The organism is Chitinophaga sp. (assembly GCF_019236475.1).
Taxonomy (GTDB): Bacteria; Bacteroidota; Bacteroidia; order Chitinophagales; family Chitinophagaceae; genus Chitinophaga.
Genome location: NZ_JAFAIX010000005.1, coordinates 148,586 through 166,144 on the forward strand (window position 1 = coordinate 148,586; position 17,559 = coordinate 166,144).

15 protein-coding genes are annotated in these 17,559 nt (G+C 44.5%); 11 read left to right on the forward strand and 4 right to left on the reverse strand.

The window, feature by feature from the left end:
• Window positions 1-22 precede the first annotated feature (22 nt).
• The 3 genes from yajC (at window position 23) to JO154_RS07905 (ending at window position 1,403) form a co-directional block, all read left to right on the forward strand.
• Window positions 23-367 carry a preprotein translocase subunit YajC gene (gene yajC / locus JO154_RS07895; protein ID WP_291943462.1) on the forward strand — a complete coding sequence of 115 codons (345 nt, stop codon included), beginning with the start codon at window positions 23-25 and terminating at the stop codon, window positions 365-367.
• An 87-nt stretch (window positions 368-454) separates the two neighbouring features.
• Entirely contained in the window at window positions 455-1,054 is a 600-nt protein-coding gene (coaE, locus tag JO154_RS07900; RefSeq protein WP_291943465.1) for a dephospho-CoA kinase, read from the forward strand.
• Between the two features lie 49 nt (window positions 1,055-1,103).
• Window positions 1,104-1,403, forward strand: a complete 300-nt coding sequence (locus tag JO154_RS07905) for an iron-sulfur cluster assembly accessory protein (protein WP_291943468.1) — start codon at window positions 1,104-1,106, stop codon at window positions 1,401-1,403.
• 262 nt (window positions 1,404-1,665) lie between these two features.
• Here the strand turns inward: JO154_RS07905 and secDF are convergent, their stop codons facing one another.
• Window positions 1,666-4,836, reverse strand: a complete 3,171-nt coding sequence (gene secDF / locus JO154_RS07910; RefSeq protein ID WP_291943471.1) for a protein translocase subunit SecDF — start codon at window positions 4,834-4,836, stop codon at window positions 1,666-1,668.
• A gap of 217 nt (window positions 4,837-5,053) precedes the next feature.
• Here secDF and JO154_RS07915 point away from each other — a divergent pair, with 217 nt between their 5' ends.
• The 4 genes from JO154_RS07915 (at window position 5,054) to JO154_RS07930 (ending at window position 9,015) form a co-directional block, all read left to right on the forward strand.
• Window positions 5,054-6,247, forward strand: coding sequence for a serine hydrolase (locus JO154_RS07915; RefSeq protein ID WP_291943474.1), 1,194 nt, complete (start codon window positions 5,054-5,056; stop codon window positions 6,245-6,247).
• A gap of 52 nt (window positions 6,248-6,299) precedes the next feature.
• Window positions 6,300-7,013, forward strand: coding sequence for a DUF4397 domain-containing protein (locus tag JO154_RS07920; protein ID WP_291943478.1), 714 nt, complete (start codon window positions 6,300-6,302; stop codon window positions 7,011-7,013).
• Between the two features lie 144 nt (window positions 7,014-7,157).
• Complete coding sequence (locus JO154_RS07925; protein WP_291943481.1) at window positions 7,158-8,351, forward strand: pyridoxal phosphate-dependent aminotransferase; 1,194 nt, start codon at window positions 7,158-7,160, stop codon at window positions 8,349-8,351.
• 136 nt (window positions 8,352-8,487) lie between these two features.
• On the forward strand, window positions 8,488-9,015 hold the full coding sequence (locus JO154_RS07930; protein ID WP_291943484.1) for a hypothetical protein: 528 nt from the start codon (window positions 8,488-8,490) through the stop codon (window positions 9,013-9,015).
• A 28-nt stretch (window positions 9,016-9,043) separates the two neighbouring features.
• Here JO154_RS07930 and JO154_RS07935 read toward each other — a convergent pair whose 3' ends face one another.
• Window positions 9,044-10,024, reverse strand: coding sequence for a M23 family metallopeptidase (locus tag JO154_RS07935; protein WP_291943486.1), 981 nt, complete (start codon window positions 10,022-10,024; stop codon window positions 9,044-9,046).
• Window positions 10,025-10,045: 21 nt separating this feature from the next.
• On the opposite strand from JO154_RS07935, the gene JO154_RS07940 reads away from it, so the two are divergent.
• Window positions 10,046-11,593: a methylmalonyl-CoA mutase gene (locus tag JO154_RS07940; RefSeq protein WP_291943489.1), complete on the forward strand. Its 1,548-nt coding sequence runs from the start codon at window positions 10,046-10,048 to the stop codon at window positions 11,591-11,593.
• A gap of 48 nt (window positions 11,594-11,641) precedes the next feature.
• Window positions 11,642-12,529 (forward strand): class I SAM-dependent methyltransferase, encoded by an 888-nt coding sequence (locus JO154_RS07945; protein WP_291943492.1) that lies wholly within the window; start codon window positions 11,642-11,644, stop codon window positions 12,527-12,529.
• A gap of 171 nt (window positions 12,530-12,700) precedes the next feature.
• On the opposite strand, the gene JO154_RS07950 is transcribed toward JO154_RS07945, so the two are convergent.
• Entirely contained in the window at window positions 12,701-14,866 is a 2,166-nt protein-coding gene (locus tag JO154_RS07950) for a S46 family peptidase (RefSeq protein ID WP_291943494.1), read from the reverse strand.
• Window positions 14,867-14,996: 130 nt separating this feature from the next.
• On the opposite strand from JO154_RS07950, the gene JO154_RS07955 reads away from it, so the two are divergent.
• Both JO154_RS07955 and JO154_RS07960 read left to right on the forward strand, forming a co-directional pair.
• On the forward strand, window positions 14,997-16,094 hold the full coding sequence (locus JO154_RS07955; protein WP_291943496.1) for a sensor histidine kinase: 1,098 nt from the start codon (window positions 14,997-14,999) through the stop codon (window positions 16,092-16,094).
• Between the two features lie 27 nt (window positions 16,095-16,121).
• A complete protein-coding gene (locus JO154_RS07960; RefSeq protein WP_291943499.1) occupies window positions 16,122-16,388 on the forward strand; it encodes a LytTR family transcriptional regulator DNA-binding domain-containing protein in 267 nt (88 codons plus the stop codon).
• Window positions 16,389-16,693: 305 nt separating this feature from the next.
• On the opposite strand, the gene JO154_RS07965 is transcribed toward JO154_RS07960, so the two are convergent.
• Window positions 16,694-17,518, reverse strand: a complete 825-nt coding sequence (locus tag JO154_RS07965) for a M57 family metalloprotease (RefSeq protein WP_291943502.1) — start codon at window positions 17,516-17,518, stop codon at window positions 16,694-16,696.
• Window positions 17,519-17,559 lie beyond the last annotated feature (41 nt).

A 17,559-nucleotide genomic window follows, 5' to 3' on the forward strand; every position in this document is an offset into this window, starting at 1 on the left:
AAACTATTAAAATCAATTATAAATGACAATGCTGAATGTTTTATTAGCAGCTCCTGCACAAGGCGGTGGTGCTAGCTCTTTACCATCTCTGCTGATCTTTGGTGGTATGTTCGTAGTAATGTACTTTTTCATGATCCGTCCTCAGACTAAAAAAGCTAAACAGCAAAAACTGTTTATCGAAAACCTGAAAGAGGGTGATAAAATCGTTACCATTGCTGGTATTCACGGTAAAGTGAAAAAATTCAATGATGATGGTACAATGGTACTGGAAGTAGCTGCAGGTACTTACCTGACTATCGAGCGTTCTACTATCAGCATGGAATACACCCAACAGTTACAACAAAGAACTACTGGCGTTAAGGCTTAATTAGCCCGCTTACATATTTCAGCCGGTGCAGAGAATAAATTCTTTGCACCGGCTTTGTTTTATGCATTTTTCATTAAATTGGATAGTATGTTAAAGGTTGGAATCACAGGAGGCATCGGCTCGGGCAAAAGCACCGTTAGCAAAATATTTGAATTACTGGGCGTACCGGTATATTACGCCGATGAAAAAGCAAAAGATATTCTTGTCAGGGATAAAGACCTGGCAAACAAGGTAAGCTATCATTTTGGGGACCAGGTCTATGGCGCCGATGGCACGCTAAACCGGAAACACCTGGCCACGATCGTTTTCAACGATAAAAGTAAGCTCGAACTCCTGAATTCCCTTGTACATCCGGCTACCATCCTCGATTCCGACAAATGGGCTGCCGAACAGACAACCCCTTATGTACTCAAGGAAGCCGCTCTCCTCTTTGAAACAGAATCCTTCCATTACTTGGATAAAATCATTGGCGTAAGCGCACCACTCCCCCTTCGTGTACATAGAGTGATGAAGCGGGACAATATCTCCCGTAACGACGTCCTGGCACGCGTCTATAAACAAATAGATGAAGTGATTAAAATGCGTTTGTGCGACTATGTGGTCTATAATGATGAGCAACATATGGTCATCCCACAGGTATTGGCATTACACGAGCAGCTCCTCGCCCTCGCAAAGGAAAAGCAATAACCTTTTTTCAGCGGTCCATTTCCTACCTTTGACTTCTAAACTTTGAAAAATGGAAGCAGGCAAGATGGCGCTCCTAACGCTGACTCCCGCCGCGCAATTGGTGGTGAAACAGTTGTTGGCTACTACCGCATCCTTCCCCTATCTACGTATAGGCGTAAAAGGTGGCGGCTGTTCCGGCATGGGCTATATGATTGGATTTGACGATAAAGCTGAAGATGACCAGTTATTGGATATTGAAGGCATTCCGGTCATTATCAAGAAAGCACATAGTATGTACCTGGCAGGGATGCAGGTAGATTACCAGCAAAATGACCAGGGCAGCGGATTTGTATTTATTACGCCGCAATAGTCTTTACATATCTGCCTTTGCGGCAGCAACCGGGCGAAGCCCGGAACCTCGAAAGTTGACATCGAAGATGTCAACTTTACTGTTCAACAATATGAATTATTGTATTTAAACCAACATCTTCGATGTTGGTTTTTTTATTCCGCCCTTCGGGCGGTGGCGCTGCGCTGGCAGCAGGATTCAGGAGAAGGCAACCAAATAAAAAAGGCTGTCTCCGAAGAGACAGCCTTATATCTATCAAACATTTTCTCTAATAGGAAGCTTACTATTTGCTGCTAGCCAGATCTTTCTTAGAAGCAGCGAGTACATCGCTTTCGTTCGCCAGTTCATTTTTCTTGTCGAAGTCTACCAGTACTGGAGCCGCTACGAAGATAGAGGAGTAAGTACCGGTGATTACACCGATCAACATTGCGAATGCAAAGCCACGGGTTACTTCACCACCGAAGATGAACAGGATCAAGATGGTCAGGAATACAGTCAGAGATGTCATCACTGTACGGCTGAGGGTATCGTTGATCGCTTTATTGATAACAGTATCGCGGTCTCTACCATGTGCGCCGGTACGGAAGTATTCACGGATACGGTCGAACACGATAACGGTATCATTCATGGAGAACCCGATAACGGTCAGGATAGCCGCGATGAAGTGCTGGTCAATTTCCAATGTGAATGGAACGAAGCTTCTGCACCAAGAGAATACTGCCAGGGTAACGAGTACGTCGTGCAGCAGGGAGAAGATAGTACCGATCGAATATTGCCATTTGCTGAAACGCAGCAGGATATACAGGAAGATTACTACGATAGACAGCACTGTTGCTTTTACCGCACCTGCACGCAGGTCATCGGAGATAGTTGGAGATACTGTCTGAGATCCAACGATATAACGAGAAGCGAATACTTCAGGTGTTACGTTCGTATTGTAGTATTTTTTCAGACCGTGGTACAGTTTATCTGTAACTTCTTTATCTACTTCAATGCTTTGTTCTTCGATTTTGTAAGCAGTAGTGATGTTCAACTGGTTGGTGTTACCAATTGTTTTCACGTAAGGTTCAGAACCGAATTCTTGTTTCAGGGCTTCTCTTACATGGTCAGAGTTCATTGGGTGTTCGAAACGAACGGTGAAGCTACGACCACCAGAGAAATCGATACCGTGATCGAAACCATGGAAGAAAGAAGAGATACCAGCTACCATTACGAATGCAGAGATCACGTAAGCGATTTTACGTTTACCAACGAAATCGAAAGCAGCGTGTTTGAATACTTTACGAGAAATTGGCGTGAAGTATTCGAAGTGTCTTTTCTTGTTAGTCCACCAGTCAGTAACCATACGGGAAACCAGGATACCGCAGAACAGGGACAGTAACAGACCGATGATCTGGGTAGTTGCGAAGCCCAGTACAGGACCGAGACCGAAGTAGAACAGGATACAAGCTGTCAGTAAGGAAGTTACGTGACCATCCAATACAGGAGCCAGTGATCTTTTGTAACCTTTTTCGATAGCGGATTGATAAGATTCACCGTGGGTGAGTTCGTCCTTGATTCTTTCGAAGATGATTACGTTTGTATCCACAGCCATACCGATAGTGAGTACCAGACCCGCGATACCAGCCATTGTGAGCGTAGCGCCCAGGGACGACAGGATACCGAAGGTAAACAGGAGGTTCAGGATCAGTGCGATATTCGCAACCCAACCAGCGCTGTTATAGTAAACCAGCATCAGTACGAAGATGATAACAAAAGAGATCAGGAAGGATTTAGCACCAGCCGCGATGGATTCAGCACCCAGGGTTGGTCCTACGATTTGTTCCTGAACGATTTTTGCAGGAGCAGGCATTTTACCTGATTTCAGGATATTAGCCAAGTCACCTGCTTCTTCTGGAGTGAAGCTACCAGTGATAGAAGAACGACCACCAGCGATTTCATTCTGGATAGAAGGAGCAGAATAAACGATGTTATCGAGTACTACCGCAACGTAGTTGAAGGTAGCAGGATTGTTATGATCGGTTGGAGCCAGTTCAGCAGTGAGTTTTCTCCACTCGTGTGCACCCTGGTTATCCATGGTCATGCTGATTTCAGGCTGGTTGTTCTGGTCAACGTCTTGGTGCGCTTCGATCACTCTATCGCCACCAACGCGTGGAGCAGGGTTAGCTGGGTTTACTTTCAGGATATAAACTTCCAGCGGGCCGTGTTTATCAGTTTTGTTTTCAGGACCGAAAGCGAAAACGGCATCTTTAGGGAGAACCGCTTGTACTGCAGGCATCGCCAGGTAGCGACGGAAGGTAGCTGTATCTTTAGGCATCATGAAACCAACGCTAGGAGAAGGAACAATGTTATTGTTCTGATCCAGGCGAGGGAACAGGATGGTGAACAGCGGATTTTCTTTCTGTGCAGCTTTCAGTTTAGCATCTTTAGCAATCAGACCGGTATCAGCTTTAGCGCCTTTACCAGAGTCTTTCTTAGCGAGGTAGTCGCTCAGACTGCCGTCTTTTGAAGTATCAGCAGGATTAGCTTTAGTGTTGGCAGCAGTAGTAGTAGCCGCTTTAGCGGTATCTACTTTTTCAGGAGCATTACCCAGAGAATTCTTAACCGCCTCGTTCATAGGGGTCAGAATGGTCTGGAATACTTCAGGGCTGTTTTTGTATACCTCTCTGAATTCCAGGTTAGCGGTAGCTTGCAGGTATTTACGAACGCGTTCAGCGTTGTCTACACCGGCCAGTTCTACAGAGATAAGACCTTTATTTTCATCCAGGCTGATATTTGGTTGTGCCACACCGAATTTATCAATACGTTTTTGCAGTACGATATAGGTATTTTTAATGGCAGCACGTGATTCTCTACGAATCATGTCCAGTACCTGCTGGTTGGAAGAGTTGAAATTGATATCTTTCTGATATGCGTTTGCGAAGATGTTCGCCAGTTTGCCCTCTGGAGCAACCTCCGCATAAGTTTGCCCGAACAAAGTAACAAAGTCTGTTTGGCTAGTTTTTCTTTTCTCTTTAGCCAGGTCCAGTGCTTTGTTGAAAGCTGGGTCTTTGGACTGACCGGATAAAGCGCGGATTACATCTTCAACGCTTACTTCCAGTACTACGTTCATACCACCCACGAGGTCCAGACCGAGGTTCAGTTCCTTTTCTTTCGCCTTGTTGTAGGTAACGTTCCATGGAAACCCTGCAATCTCTTTATTGCTGGTGCTATCCACGATCTCTTGTCTTCTTTGTTTTACAAAACCCTTCAGCGTATCAGAATAGAACCCCTGTAATGTAGAATCACCAGGATATTTCTTGTCGGCGGAGGGATATTCTTTGGCCACATCGGTTTCGGCCTGCTGCTCTATCTTCTTCTCATAGTTCCGCACCAAAAACGTGAAGGACAATTGGTACAAAGAGATAAGGATCAGTGCGATGGCAAAAAATCTTACCAGTCCTTTAAGTTGCATATTGTTTGTTTCGGGTTTATAATAAAAAATTTTTAAGAGTTGCAAAGATAGAATTTAAATTGATATATTAAAGCCCTTTCGAAAATAGGCGCAAATTAGCTACCGGCTTGTGTTTACGGGTATGTTGGCACAAAAAAATTACAAATCTGCGATTCTGGTTTCTATTGGAATTCAATATATTTCCATTGCTTTACAGCGCGTTAATACCGACAAATATATGCAAACCCTTTATTATCGACCAATAGATAATTTCCGGGAATCCTGGTGGAGGCATAGAAAAGGTATACTGGAGGCTATTTTCAGCCAGGCAAAAGATTACCGGCTACAAATCATTTATACCCGGATTGACCGGAATGAACAGCAACGACCACTGTTCCGGGATTACCATTTCCAGACGGGCGGCTACTTCTACCCCGCTTCTACGGTCAAACTTCCTGCTGCCATCCTGGCGATGGAAAAGATTCGAGATTTAGATATTAATAATTTAAATATACATACACCATTATATATTAATTCTATTCCAGGCGTCAATACCGGCGTGCAGCAAGACCATTCAGCGGCATCTGGACAGGCATCCATTGCACACTATATCAAAAAAATATTCCTGATTAGTGATAACGACGCCTATAACCGCCTGTATGAGTTCATTGGCCAAGAGGCTTTTAATAGACGACTATGGGAAAACGGATACAGAGATGTGCAAATCCGGCATCGGGTAGGCCTCCCGCTGCACGAGGAAGCGAACCGGTATTCCAATGGCATGCAATTCAAACACCAGGATCAGGTGATTTATGAGCAGCCTGATACCTGTAGCCAATTGGCCTTTGCCGCCAGAGAAGACCGCATCGGGAAAGCCTGGTATGACCATAAAGGCGTGTTACAGGAAGGTCCGATGGACTTCTCCATCCGCAATCGGTTACCCTTGGCATCCCTCCATGAAATCATGCGCAGTATTTTTTTTCCGGAGGCTGTAACAAATGAGCAACGTTACCGTTTAAATGAAAGTGATTATGATTTTTTGTATCGTTGTATGTCGCAATATCCTGCGGAATCAACCGATCCTGTATATGATCCACAACAGTACCACCAGTCTTATGTAAAGTTCTTACTGTACGGAGGCAACAAACAAGCAAACATCCCGTCAGATATACGGATATTCAATAAGCCAGGTTGGGCATATGGATTTTTGACGGACACTGCTTATATTGCTGACTTTAGAAATAATATTGAATTCCTCTTGTCAGCCACGGTCTATGTCAACAAGGATGGCATCTTAGGTGATGACCACCATTCATTTGAAAATATTGGAAAACCATTCCTACAGGCACTAGGAGCAATGATTTATGAGATGGAACTGGAAAGGCCGAGGAAAGTAATACCAGACCTGAGCCGCTTTCAACCAAAGGTCTAAGTCGAGAACAACTGAAAAAAGATAAAAATTCATACAAAATAAAAACTGAGAGATGCTAACTAAGAAAATGCGTATCGGGGCTATTGTTATGCTCATAGCCACCACACTGGGGCTGACTTCCTGTCTGAAAAACAATGTAAACGTTGCCAACCAACGACCTACTTTTTGGATGATGTTAGCTAATACGTCTACCTATCCAGGTTCCATCAACCTGTATGAAAATGGAACTAAAAAGAACAAAACCGCACTCACGGGCCCTATCGGTTCTGCTTTCGGAAATTATGGCGGACAATACACTTACAAAGTGACTGACGGAACCTCTGATTCCGTGCTGACATCTTCTTCTGCCCAGTTGGATAGCCTGAAGTACTATTCATTGTTCATCTACGGCATTAAGCCTATCAGATCCGCTATTGTTAGCACAGACCTGTCTAACTACAGTGCTACTGCAGTGAACTTCCGTTTCTACAATATGTCTGAAAATGCGGGTCCTGTGGATATTTTCCTAGGTAGTAACAAAGTTGCCTCCAATGTAAACTTTGTGGGAGACAGCTTCGACCCTAGTCTGCAACTGCTGACCAACCTGGTGAACGTGACTTCTATTACTGTGAAAAAAGCAGGTAGCGACTCCGTTCTGGCCACCAATAATTCCCTCTCAGTAGGTTCTATGACTACTGGTGCAGTGTATACCGGTTACCTGACTGGCAATGCTAACAGCACTGGTAATGACAAACTGAGCACCAACGTTATTTATGCGGCTTACTAAGCCCTGAAAATATTGCTACCAGCAAACCTAGAATGGACCGGACATCCGGTCCATTCTGCGTTTATACGGCACCTCCCAATATCTTTCGAAGATATTTTTCTTTTTTTTCTGTAGGTTTGCTCAGGTCAATCCTACATTTAGCTTATGAATCAACTTGCAGAAAGGCTCTCTCGCATTTCAGAGCCGCAGACAATCAAAATGGCCAAGCTCGGACGTGAGCTGAAAGCCCAGGGAATAGACATTGTGGACCTTAGTATTGGAGAACCTGACTTTGATACGCCCGAACATATTCGCGCGGCTGCCAAGAAAGCCATCGACGAAGGATTTACCCATTATACACCAGTAGCTGGTATCGCTGACCTGCGTGCAGCTATTGTGCATAAATTGAAACGTGATAACGGTCTTGAATACACGCCAGAACAGATCGTAGTGACCACCGGCGCTAAACAAGCCTTAGCTAATGCTGTACTGGCATTGGTAAATCCTGGTGATGAGGTCATCATCCCTACTCCATATTGGGTAACTTATTCCGAACAAGTGAAACTTTGCCAAGGCGAAGTAGTATTCGTACCCTCCAGCATTGAAAACAATTACAAGATAACACCTGCACAGTTGGAAGCGGCTATTACGCCAAAGACCAAGCTGTTTATGTTCTCGTCTCCCTGCAATCCTACCGGTTCTGTTTACTCAAAAGATGAACTGGCAGCACTGGCAGCAGTATTTGAAAAGCATCCTGAGATCTTCATCATTTCCGATGAGATTTACGAATATATCAACTACGTGGGCGCTCACGAAAGTATCGCTCAATTTGGTGACCTGAAAAATAGAACGATCATTATCAACGGCCTCAGTAAAGGATTTGCGATGACAGGCTGGCGCCTGGGTTACCTCGCTGCGCCACTGGAAATCGCTAAAGCCTGCGATAAAATCCAGAGCCAGTTTACCTCCGCTACCTGCTCCATTACCCAGAAAGCCGCTGTAACTGCCCTCACCGGCAGTCTCGACTCCGCTCATGAAATGGTAGCCGAGTTCAAAAAACGTCGGGAGTATATTCATGAGGCGCTGAAAGCCATCCCAGGACTGAAAGTGAATGATCCGGAAGGAGCGTTCTATATGTTCCCGGATGTTAGTGCCTACTTCAACAAATCCTTCGAAGGAGACATGATTAAAAATGCAGATGACCTTTGCATGTACCTCTTACACCGTGCACATGTGTCTACCGTTACTGGTAGCGCCTTCCAGCAGCCTAATTGCATCCGTCTCTCCTACGCTACCTCCATGGACAAACTCCAGGCAGGCGCAGCGCGCATGAAGGAGTGGCTTGGCAAACTGAAATAATCCTCGTTTTCCAATATGCTGGGGATTTTTTAATTTTCGGACTGTATAACAGCGAAAATTAAAAAATCCCTTTTTAGTGAATAGAGTTATATATAATTGTTTTCTATATTTGTATTTCAAAACCTGAATCAATACAATGGATACGCAGAAATTACTGTATATCGTACTTGCCGCGGGAGCTATCTGGATGGTATACAGTACGGTTAAGGATATGATCAAGAAGAAACCTGCCCAGCCACTGGAGCCGGCTGTTGCGACCACCAGCGGCGAACGCAGTACCATTCTTCCCTTGCAGTTGCAGGCTTATGAAAGAATGGCGTTGTATGTAGACCGTATTGCGCCACAGAACTTGATCGGTCGTATCTACCAGCCAGGTATGAGTGCTGTAGACATGCAAATGGCCCTGGTACACCATATCAAGGCGGAATATGAACACAATGTAACACAGCAGATCTATGTATCCAGCCAAGCATGGGACGCCGTTAAAACCCTGAAAGATCAGACCATTACGGTCATCAACCAGGTGGCCATAGGTCTGGGCCCAGAAGCGCAGGCCATGGATCTCAACAAACATATCCTGGAAGTATTCGTGGAAGCAGGCGCCTCTCCCTCTGAGCTTGTAGCACAGATCATCAACGCAGAAGCAAAAAAAATTATGAAATAAGTGCGGTAATACTGCACACAACTGAAGGCTATCTGTTATGAATTACTTCATTCAACAGGTAGCCTTCTCCGTTGAAATGAATATACATCGGGCGACCCAAGTACCAGGGAATCCCCTCCTGGCGGCGATGTACCTGAATATGTAAATGCGGTTCTGTACTGAAGCCTGAATTCCCAATACAAGCCAGCGGCTGACCAGCCACGACCTCCTGCCCATCCCGCACCAACACACTGTTCATCTGCAGATGTCCCATGAAAATATAAGTACTATCCGTTTCCAGCAGTACCTGATTCGTATTTTTAGGGCCCCTTTTCATATTGGGTGGAATATTGTCCGGATTGTTACTATAAGCCCTCACTATTCGACCGTTACACGGTGCATATAATGTATCGCCGAAAATTTCGTAGTCAGACAACCGTTTTGAAAACACTTTGTCTGCCCGACCTCCATACTGGTTGAGTTTTACGATATCCATGGCATACACAGCCCCACGCAGACTAAAATGAAATACGTTAGTGGGTAAGCCTTTCCCACCCTGTAAGACGAAGTAATTACCTTTTTTAAACGGAAATGAAAGGCTCACTACATCGCTGCTACCGGTGGTGCCAGTAAAGTAAAGCACCGTCAGGCCCAGGAGGAGCATCGACATTAAAAGGTTGGCACGGAAACGCCAAGAGGCTGGTGCTACTGCGGCTTTGTTCTTCTTCCTAAAAATTCCAGTAAACAAAAACAACAGGGCGAGTATTCCAAACAAATAATTTGCATAAATACTGAGATAAACCCAGGTACCATAGAGATAAAGAAACAGACCAAGGGAAATGCCTGCTACCAGGTAACTATACGATACCCTCAGGGGACGGCTTCCCGCCTTCCATATCAGGCGCAGACTGACAAAAGCCAGTAATAAGGTCAACCCCAATAAGGCGTAGATAATCATAGACGAAGTTAACTTATCTGCAAATATCAATATTTTTCCCAGCCACGAAGTACCGTAATAATTATGTAACATTGCAATGATACTATAGTTAAGATGGAAAAAAATATTCAGACCGATTCAGGCATCTCTATCGCACCGGTGTATACCCAGGAAGTGCCTATGCACGAACTGCCGGGAGAATTCCCGTTTACTAGAGGTATACATGCTACCATGTACCGCGACAAGCTCTGGACAATGCGCCAGTATGCTGGCTTCAGCACTGCAGAAGCTTCTAACGCCAGATACCATTACCTGCTAAGTCAGGGTGTTATGGGACTTAGTGTGGCCTTTGATCTTCCCACACAAATTGGATATGACTCTGATCATGCCATGTCAGAAGGAGAAGTAGGAAAAGTAGGAGTAGCCATCGATTCGCTGGAAGATATGGAGCGATTGTTCAAAGGAATTGAACTGGAAAAAATCTCTACATCTATGACCATCAATGCCACAGGCTTCATCCTGCTGGCACTCTATATCGCACTTGCTAAAAAACAAGGTGCAGATCTGAAGCAAATCTCAGGAACGATACAAAACGATATATTGAAGGAATACGCCGCCAGAGGGACTTTCATCTACCCACCCAAACCTTCCATGCGTATAATCACAGATATCTTTGATTATTGTAGTCGGGAAGTACCTAAGTGGAATACCATTTCCATTTCTGGATATCACATTCGTGAAGCCGGTGCCAATGCAGTACAGGAGCTAGCTTTCACCCTTTCTAACGGGAAGGCCTATCTGAAAGCTGCTATTGAAAAAGGCCTGAACATTAACGTATTTGCCAAACGCTTGTCGTTCTTCTTCAATGCACATAATCACCTCTTTGAAGAAGTGGCTAAATTCCGTGCTGCCAGACGTATGTGGGCACAGATCACTAAAGAACTGGGCGCTACGGATGCAAAGGCGCAGATGCTGCGATTCCACACACAAACGGGCGGCAGTACCCTCACTGCACAACAACCGTTGAACAATATAGTACGTGTAGCCGTGCAAACAATGGCTGCCACCTTGGGCGGTACCCAATCCCTTCATACCAATGGCTATGATGAAGCCTTGTCTCTGCCAACAGAGGAAGCTGCCCGTATAGCCCTGCGTACACAACAGATCGTAGGTTTTGAAAGTGGCATTGCTGATACGGTAGATCCATTAGCCGGATCTTTTTATGTAGAAGCATTGACCAACGAAGTGGAAACCAAAGCCTGGGAACTGATTCAAAAAATCGATGCCATGGGAGGCGCTGTTAGCGCAATCGAACAAGGGTTTGTGCAAGATGAAATCGCCAAGAGTGCTTACAGATACCAGAAAGAAATTGAGAACAATGAAAAAATAATAGTAGGCGTCAATAAATTTACCACGAAAGATGATACACCGCCGGAAGTATTCCGCGTGGATGACAGTATCCGGAAGGTACAGTCAGAACGCCTCGAAGATCTTCGCTCCCGTCGTAATAATGACGCTGTAAACGCTTTACTGACACGTATCCGCGCGGCTGCACACACAGATGAAAACCTGATGCCGCTCGTAGTGGAAGCAGTGGAAAATCTGGCTACGCTCGGCGAAATTGCAGATGCGTTACGCGCCGAATGGGGAGAATACCACTAAGGATAAAATATTTTAATATTAACTTGCCAAAAAAATAACTGCATTACTTTGATTTACCGTAATACTTGTCCGCTTTGTGGTTCCTCACAAATTCACGAAGTGCTTACTGCTAAAGACTACACTGTATCTAAAGAAAATTTCGGTATCTGGCATTGCGGAGGCTGTTCTGGAAGATTCACACAAAATGTACCAGATGGCGCCAGCATTGGCAAATACTATCAGTCACAGGAATACATTTCTCACACAGAAACCAGGGAAGGTTTAATCAACCGCTTGTATCACAGCGTTAGAAAAATCACGCTGCGTTCCAAACAGAACTGGGTAAGGTCTGCCACTGGCCTAAAGCAGGGCAAACTGCTGGACATCGGAAGCGGAACTGGCGCCTTCCTGCATTATATGAAAACAGGAGGTTGGGACGTAACCGGACTAGAACCAGATGAAACCGCCCGTGCCAATGCCAAACAATTGTACGGTATAGAAGCGCTCCCAATAGAGCAACTCTTCTCCCTCCCGGCAGAGGAATTCGATGCTATCACGATGTGGCATGTACTGGAACATGTACACGACCTTCACCACTACCTGGACCAACTCCGTAAATTGGTAAAACCAGGCGGTGCTATCATTATTGCCGTACCTAATTATACCTCCCTGGATGCTAGCTATTATAAAGCATTCTGGGCGGCTTACGATGTACCTCGTCACCTGTACCACTTCTCTCCTACTTCTATGGAATCTTTACTGGCACAACATAACATCAAGGTAGTTAAAAAACATCCGATGGTGTTCGATGGGTTCTATGTAAGCTTGCTGAGTGAAAAATATAAGACCGGGAAAAGCAGGCTGCTGGCCGGTTTCTTCCAGGGCTTACGCTCTTACAGAAGAGGACTGAAGGAAGTAGACAGATGTAGTTCTATTGTTTACGAATGTAAACTGTAAGCTGATCTAAATATAAAAAAAGAGAGAAGGGAATTGATGTCTGCGACATCAATTCCCTTCTCTCTTTTTTTCGTTGTCCCTGCCCGCTGGGCAGGGACAACATGCTTTTTGATAAATCCTCTTTTCCTCGTCCATACACTGCGGGCAGGGACGACAGACAGAAGAGTTTTGTTAGTATACCAATTTCATTTCATCCACCAGGCGTTTGCAACCGGCGAATTTATCCACTACAAATAATACATAGCGAATATCCACCATGATATTCCGGCAGATAGACGGATCATAGTTGATATCAGACATGGTACCTTCCCAGGTACGGTCGAAGTTCAGGCCGATCAGTTGGCCGTTTGCATTCAGCGCAGGGCTTCCAGAGTTACCGCCTGTAGTATGGTTAGACGCGATAAAACATACCGGCATTCTGCCATTTACGCCATACTTGCCGTAGTCTTTGTTTTTATATAGCTCTATCAGTTTTGCAGGCACATCAAACTCATAATCTCCAGGAATATATTTTTCCATTACACCATCCAACCAGGTATAGTAATCGTACTTGATACCATCTGCCGGCGTGTAGCCATCTACTTTACCGTAAGTAACACGCAAGGTGCTGTTTGCATCTGGGTAGAAGTTCTTTTTACCCGCAAAAACATCCATTTGCGCCTGCATATAAGTACGTTGACGCTTGTTGATGTCCAGTTGCAGGGCATTTAAGTCTGGTGCTACTTTCTCGCGATAACCTTCACGCAATACAATAGCCAATTGCACAGCAGGATCTTTTGCCAGTGTAGCCAGGGCAGCCTGTTGCGGCTGTTGCATTACGGCCGACAGTTTATCCATGGATGTCAGGTTAGACAACGCAAATACTTGATCCGCCAGTTTGCGGCTATCGCTGTTAAAGCTGCTCCATAAAGTATTGAATCGGGTACTACGGAAATCCGCTGGAACTCTTGCAGCATAAATATCCATTAAGCTGATAAATACATCTTTATCTACACCAGCGTTATAGTTCTGGTAGAAAGCCTTCATGGATGCCATGAATTTATCTTTAAGGGTATTATACTGGCCAGCACCTTGACTTTCCACATCATCCGCAAAAGCGATGAGTTTATCCACAGCAGTCAGGATTTCCGCATTTTTCACCAGTTCGTTGTAATAATCACGAGCCTGTGCGTATGGATTGATTTTGATATACAGTGCGTTCAGGGTATCCAGTACACCAGCGTATTGTTGTTTCAGAGCTGGATTCGCATTCAGCAACTGATTGTATTCCGCTTCATAACGTTGCTTTTTAGCGATACCGTCTGTTTTTTTCACCCCCAGCATCTCTCCTTGCCATTTCTTCCAGTAGTTGGCAGTAGAAGCATATTTGGCGGCATATTGAATTTTGATTTGCTCATTTTTACGCATATAGCCATCCCAGATTTTCAGGGCAGCGTCGCGCATTCCTACTTTTGCAAAGTCCAGGACCTCTACGGTTTGTTTTACCGCTTCAGAAGGGAGATATTCCGTGGTACGGCCAGGGAAGCCCATTACCATGGTAAAATCATCTTTCTTCACCCCTTTCATGGAAATTGGCAGGAAGTATTTAGGCTTTAAAGGCACGTTATCCTGGGAATAAGGAGCTGGCTTACCATCCTTACCCGCATAGATGCGAAACATGCTAAAATCGCCTGTATGACGTGGCCATACCCAGTTATCGGTATCAGAACCGAATTTACCGATAGAAGAGGGAGGCGCACCTACCAATCTTACATCCTTATAAGTTTCCGTTACAAAGAGATAGTATTTATTGCCTTCGAAGAAAGGTTTGATCATCGCGTCTTGCCAGGATTCTTTCTTCACCTGTTGCTTGATGATTTCCAGTTGTTTATCAATGGCAGACTGTCTTTCCTTTTCTGTCATACCCGCTTTCACATTTTGGGTAGCAGCTTTGGTCACATCGTCTATGCGTACGATAAAAGTAGCGGTAAGACCTGGGTTTGGCAATTCTTCGGCTGCTGTTCTGGCCCAGAACCCATGATCCAGGTAATTGTGTTCCAGCGAAGAATGCTTCTGGATAGCATCATAACCACAGTGATGGTTAGTCAGCAGTAATCCTTGAGAGGAAATTACTTCAGCAGTACAGAAACCTCCAAAGCTAACAATAGCATCTTTCAAGCTACCTTTATTGATGTTATAAATATCTGAGGCGCTGATTTTCATACCCATAGCTTTCATCTCTTTTTCATTGAGATTGGAGAGCAACTGCGGTAACCACATTCCCTCAGTAGCATAAACTTGCTGCGTCAGTACTACAAGTACCAGCAGCATCCATGACTTCACTGATTTTAGCAACATATCCTATATTCTTTTAATAAAGCTGGCAATTTACATCATTCATCGACATAATACCGTTGTTTACAGAGTTAATAGCAGAATATTGGCCGTTTTGAACCAAATTTCAAAAGCGTATTAAATTCTGTCGTGCATGATGCAGTTAAAATCTTCTGTTGTGCTGGCCCACCTAACGGGTTGGCTACTACTTATTAGTTTACCTCTGCTGTTTGTCGGTGGACAAACCGATGGCAATCGTGCACTTGCCATATTATTCTCTCCGGAATTCTTTGTTTTTGTCATCACTTATTCGGCACTCTTTTATTTTCATACAAATTTTCTGTTGCCTCAATTGTTCTTCAGGAAACAGTACCTGTTATATTTTCTTTCCATCATCCTGTTGCTGCTGATGGTCAACCTGATGCAGCCCTTCGATCATTTGTTGATGCGGTTTCCGCATCCGCCTCGTATGCAGCCACCAGCAGGACATCCCATCCCACCCGGATTTCCTCCGGGGCCAGTAAGAATGGGATTCCATCCGGATTACATCAGTTTCTTCCTGTTTATGCTAACCATCGCATTGAGTGCGGCGATTGAAACAACACATCGCTGGCGACAAACAGAGAAGCGTGCTTTATATGCAGAAACCCGTAAAACACAGGCGGAGCTATCATTTCTGAAGGCGCAGATTAATCCGCACTTCTTATTTAATACACTCAACAATATTTATTCGCTGGCCATCACCCATAATGAATTCGCTGCTCCCAGTATCATGAAGCTGTCGAATATGTTGCGATATGTAACGGAAGAAAATCGGAATTATGTGTTATTGCAAGGAGAGATAGGATGTCTGACGGATTACATTGATCTCCAACGGTTACGTCTTAGCAAACAAACACAGGTACAATTCACCATCACTGGAGATCCTGGTGTTAAGTGTATTGCACCATTGGTCTTACTGCCTTTTGTGGAGAATGCCTTCAAATTTGGTGTCAGTAATCATGAAGCAACAGAAATTCAGATCCGCTTGGATATCACCGCAGACCAAGTACATTTCCAATGTACCAATCGCGTTTTTAAATCCTTTCCGCAGGAAAACCGCACCGGCATTGGGATTGCCAATACGAAGCAACGGCTAGAACATCTGTATCCTGAAAGATACCAGTTGACCACTGAAAGTCGGAATGGGATCTTTTTCGTATCACTCATACTGGATGGACTATATGGAGATAAAATACATAGTGATAGATGATGAGCCGCTAGCGCGTTTGAGCGCTCGATGGAGAAAGTGTTTGTACTGATGCCACAGCGACCGGAAGAAAAGGAAACGGATTACATCGTGGTACACTCGTCTTACCAGGAGCTAAAAATCAACACGCATCGCATAAAATATATTGAAAGGCTGAAAGACTACCTCCGGATACGTCTGCATGATGCGCCACCGGTGATGACTTTAATGATCTTGAAGAAAATGGTAGACCATCTTCCTACCAATAGGTTCAGTAGAATACATCGTAGTTTTATTGTAGCTGTTAGGGAGATATGATCACCTAAATATTCATTTTTCGTATAGCCGTAGTAGTAACCATCCTTATCGCAATGCCCGATGTCTACTCTTGTGTTTGGCAGGGGTTTACAGCCATTATTTACATTCAGGATATTGATGCAATTGATTTTTCTCAAAGGTTCTTTTCCATGGAGATAAAAAGAAAAAAACTAGATAAACCGGTGGGAAGTATTGTCAGGAAGTATTAGGGAGATGCAACCAAATGTGCTCGACAGATTTACACCCAAAATTAGTCTTGGGGGAAACCCGGGCTGCATCTCCCAGTTACTTACACCTATAATCGATTAGTGATACAGGTAGTTCATTGCAATGACATCATTGGCATTGAAAGTACGGTTGCCACCGTTGGAGCATGCCAGCATCCAGGAGTTAGCATCCGGACCGCTAGGAGTACCAGGGATTTGAATAGCGCCTACACCTGCAGTGCCTTCGTTGGTAGGAGTACCACCGCAGCTATAAGAACGGTCCATATAGTCGGTATGACGCATACCAATACAGTGGCCAATTTCGTGTTGGATAACGGAACCTACATACAGAACATTTGGATTAGATCCATAAGCATACTGATTGGTATTCATCTTGATTGTACCATAAGGGTTGCCGCTGCTAGTAGGGAAACCAGAAGAACCTAAAGTAATGTAACCACCAGATGGACCTTGGTTAAAGCCCTGAATAGTGATAGTAGCTTTACCAGAAGTAATGCGTTGGAATTTGATACGCAGTCCCAGTGCATTGTAACGGGCGATAGCGGTATCAGCACCTGCGATGAATGCGCTACCAAGACCAGTTACCAGTACAGTGATAGTACGAGGCAGACCAGTTACCAGGTTGGTAGTGCGATACTGCTCTGTATTAGCCACTTGCAAAGTAGGACCACTAACTTTTTGTGCTAATTGCTCATGAGAAAGGAAGATATCTCCTTCTACAATTACACCATTGTCAGTGGCGTGAACATCGTTTGTAGAGAAGCCATAGGCTTTGATCTGGGCTAAAGTCGCATCGCTAACCTCTTGGGGTTTGGATTCGGTTTTACTATTGTTTTTGTTACAGGAAACAATGGCAAATACAGCCATCAGACAGAAAAGAACACTAAGTGTCTGTTTTTTCATAGACTCAGATTTTGGGTTTTTAGAATAAAAAATATTCCTGA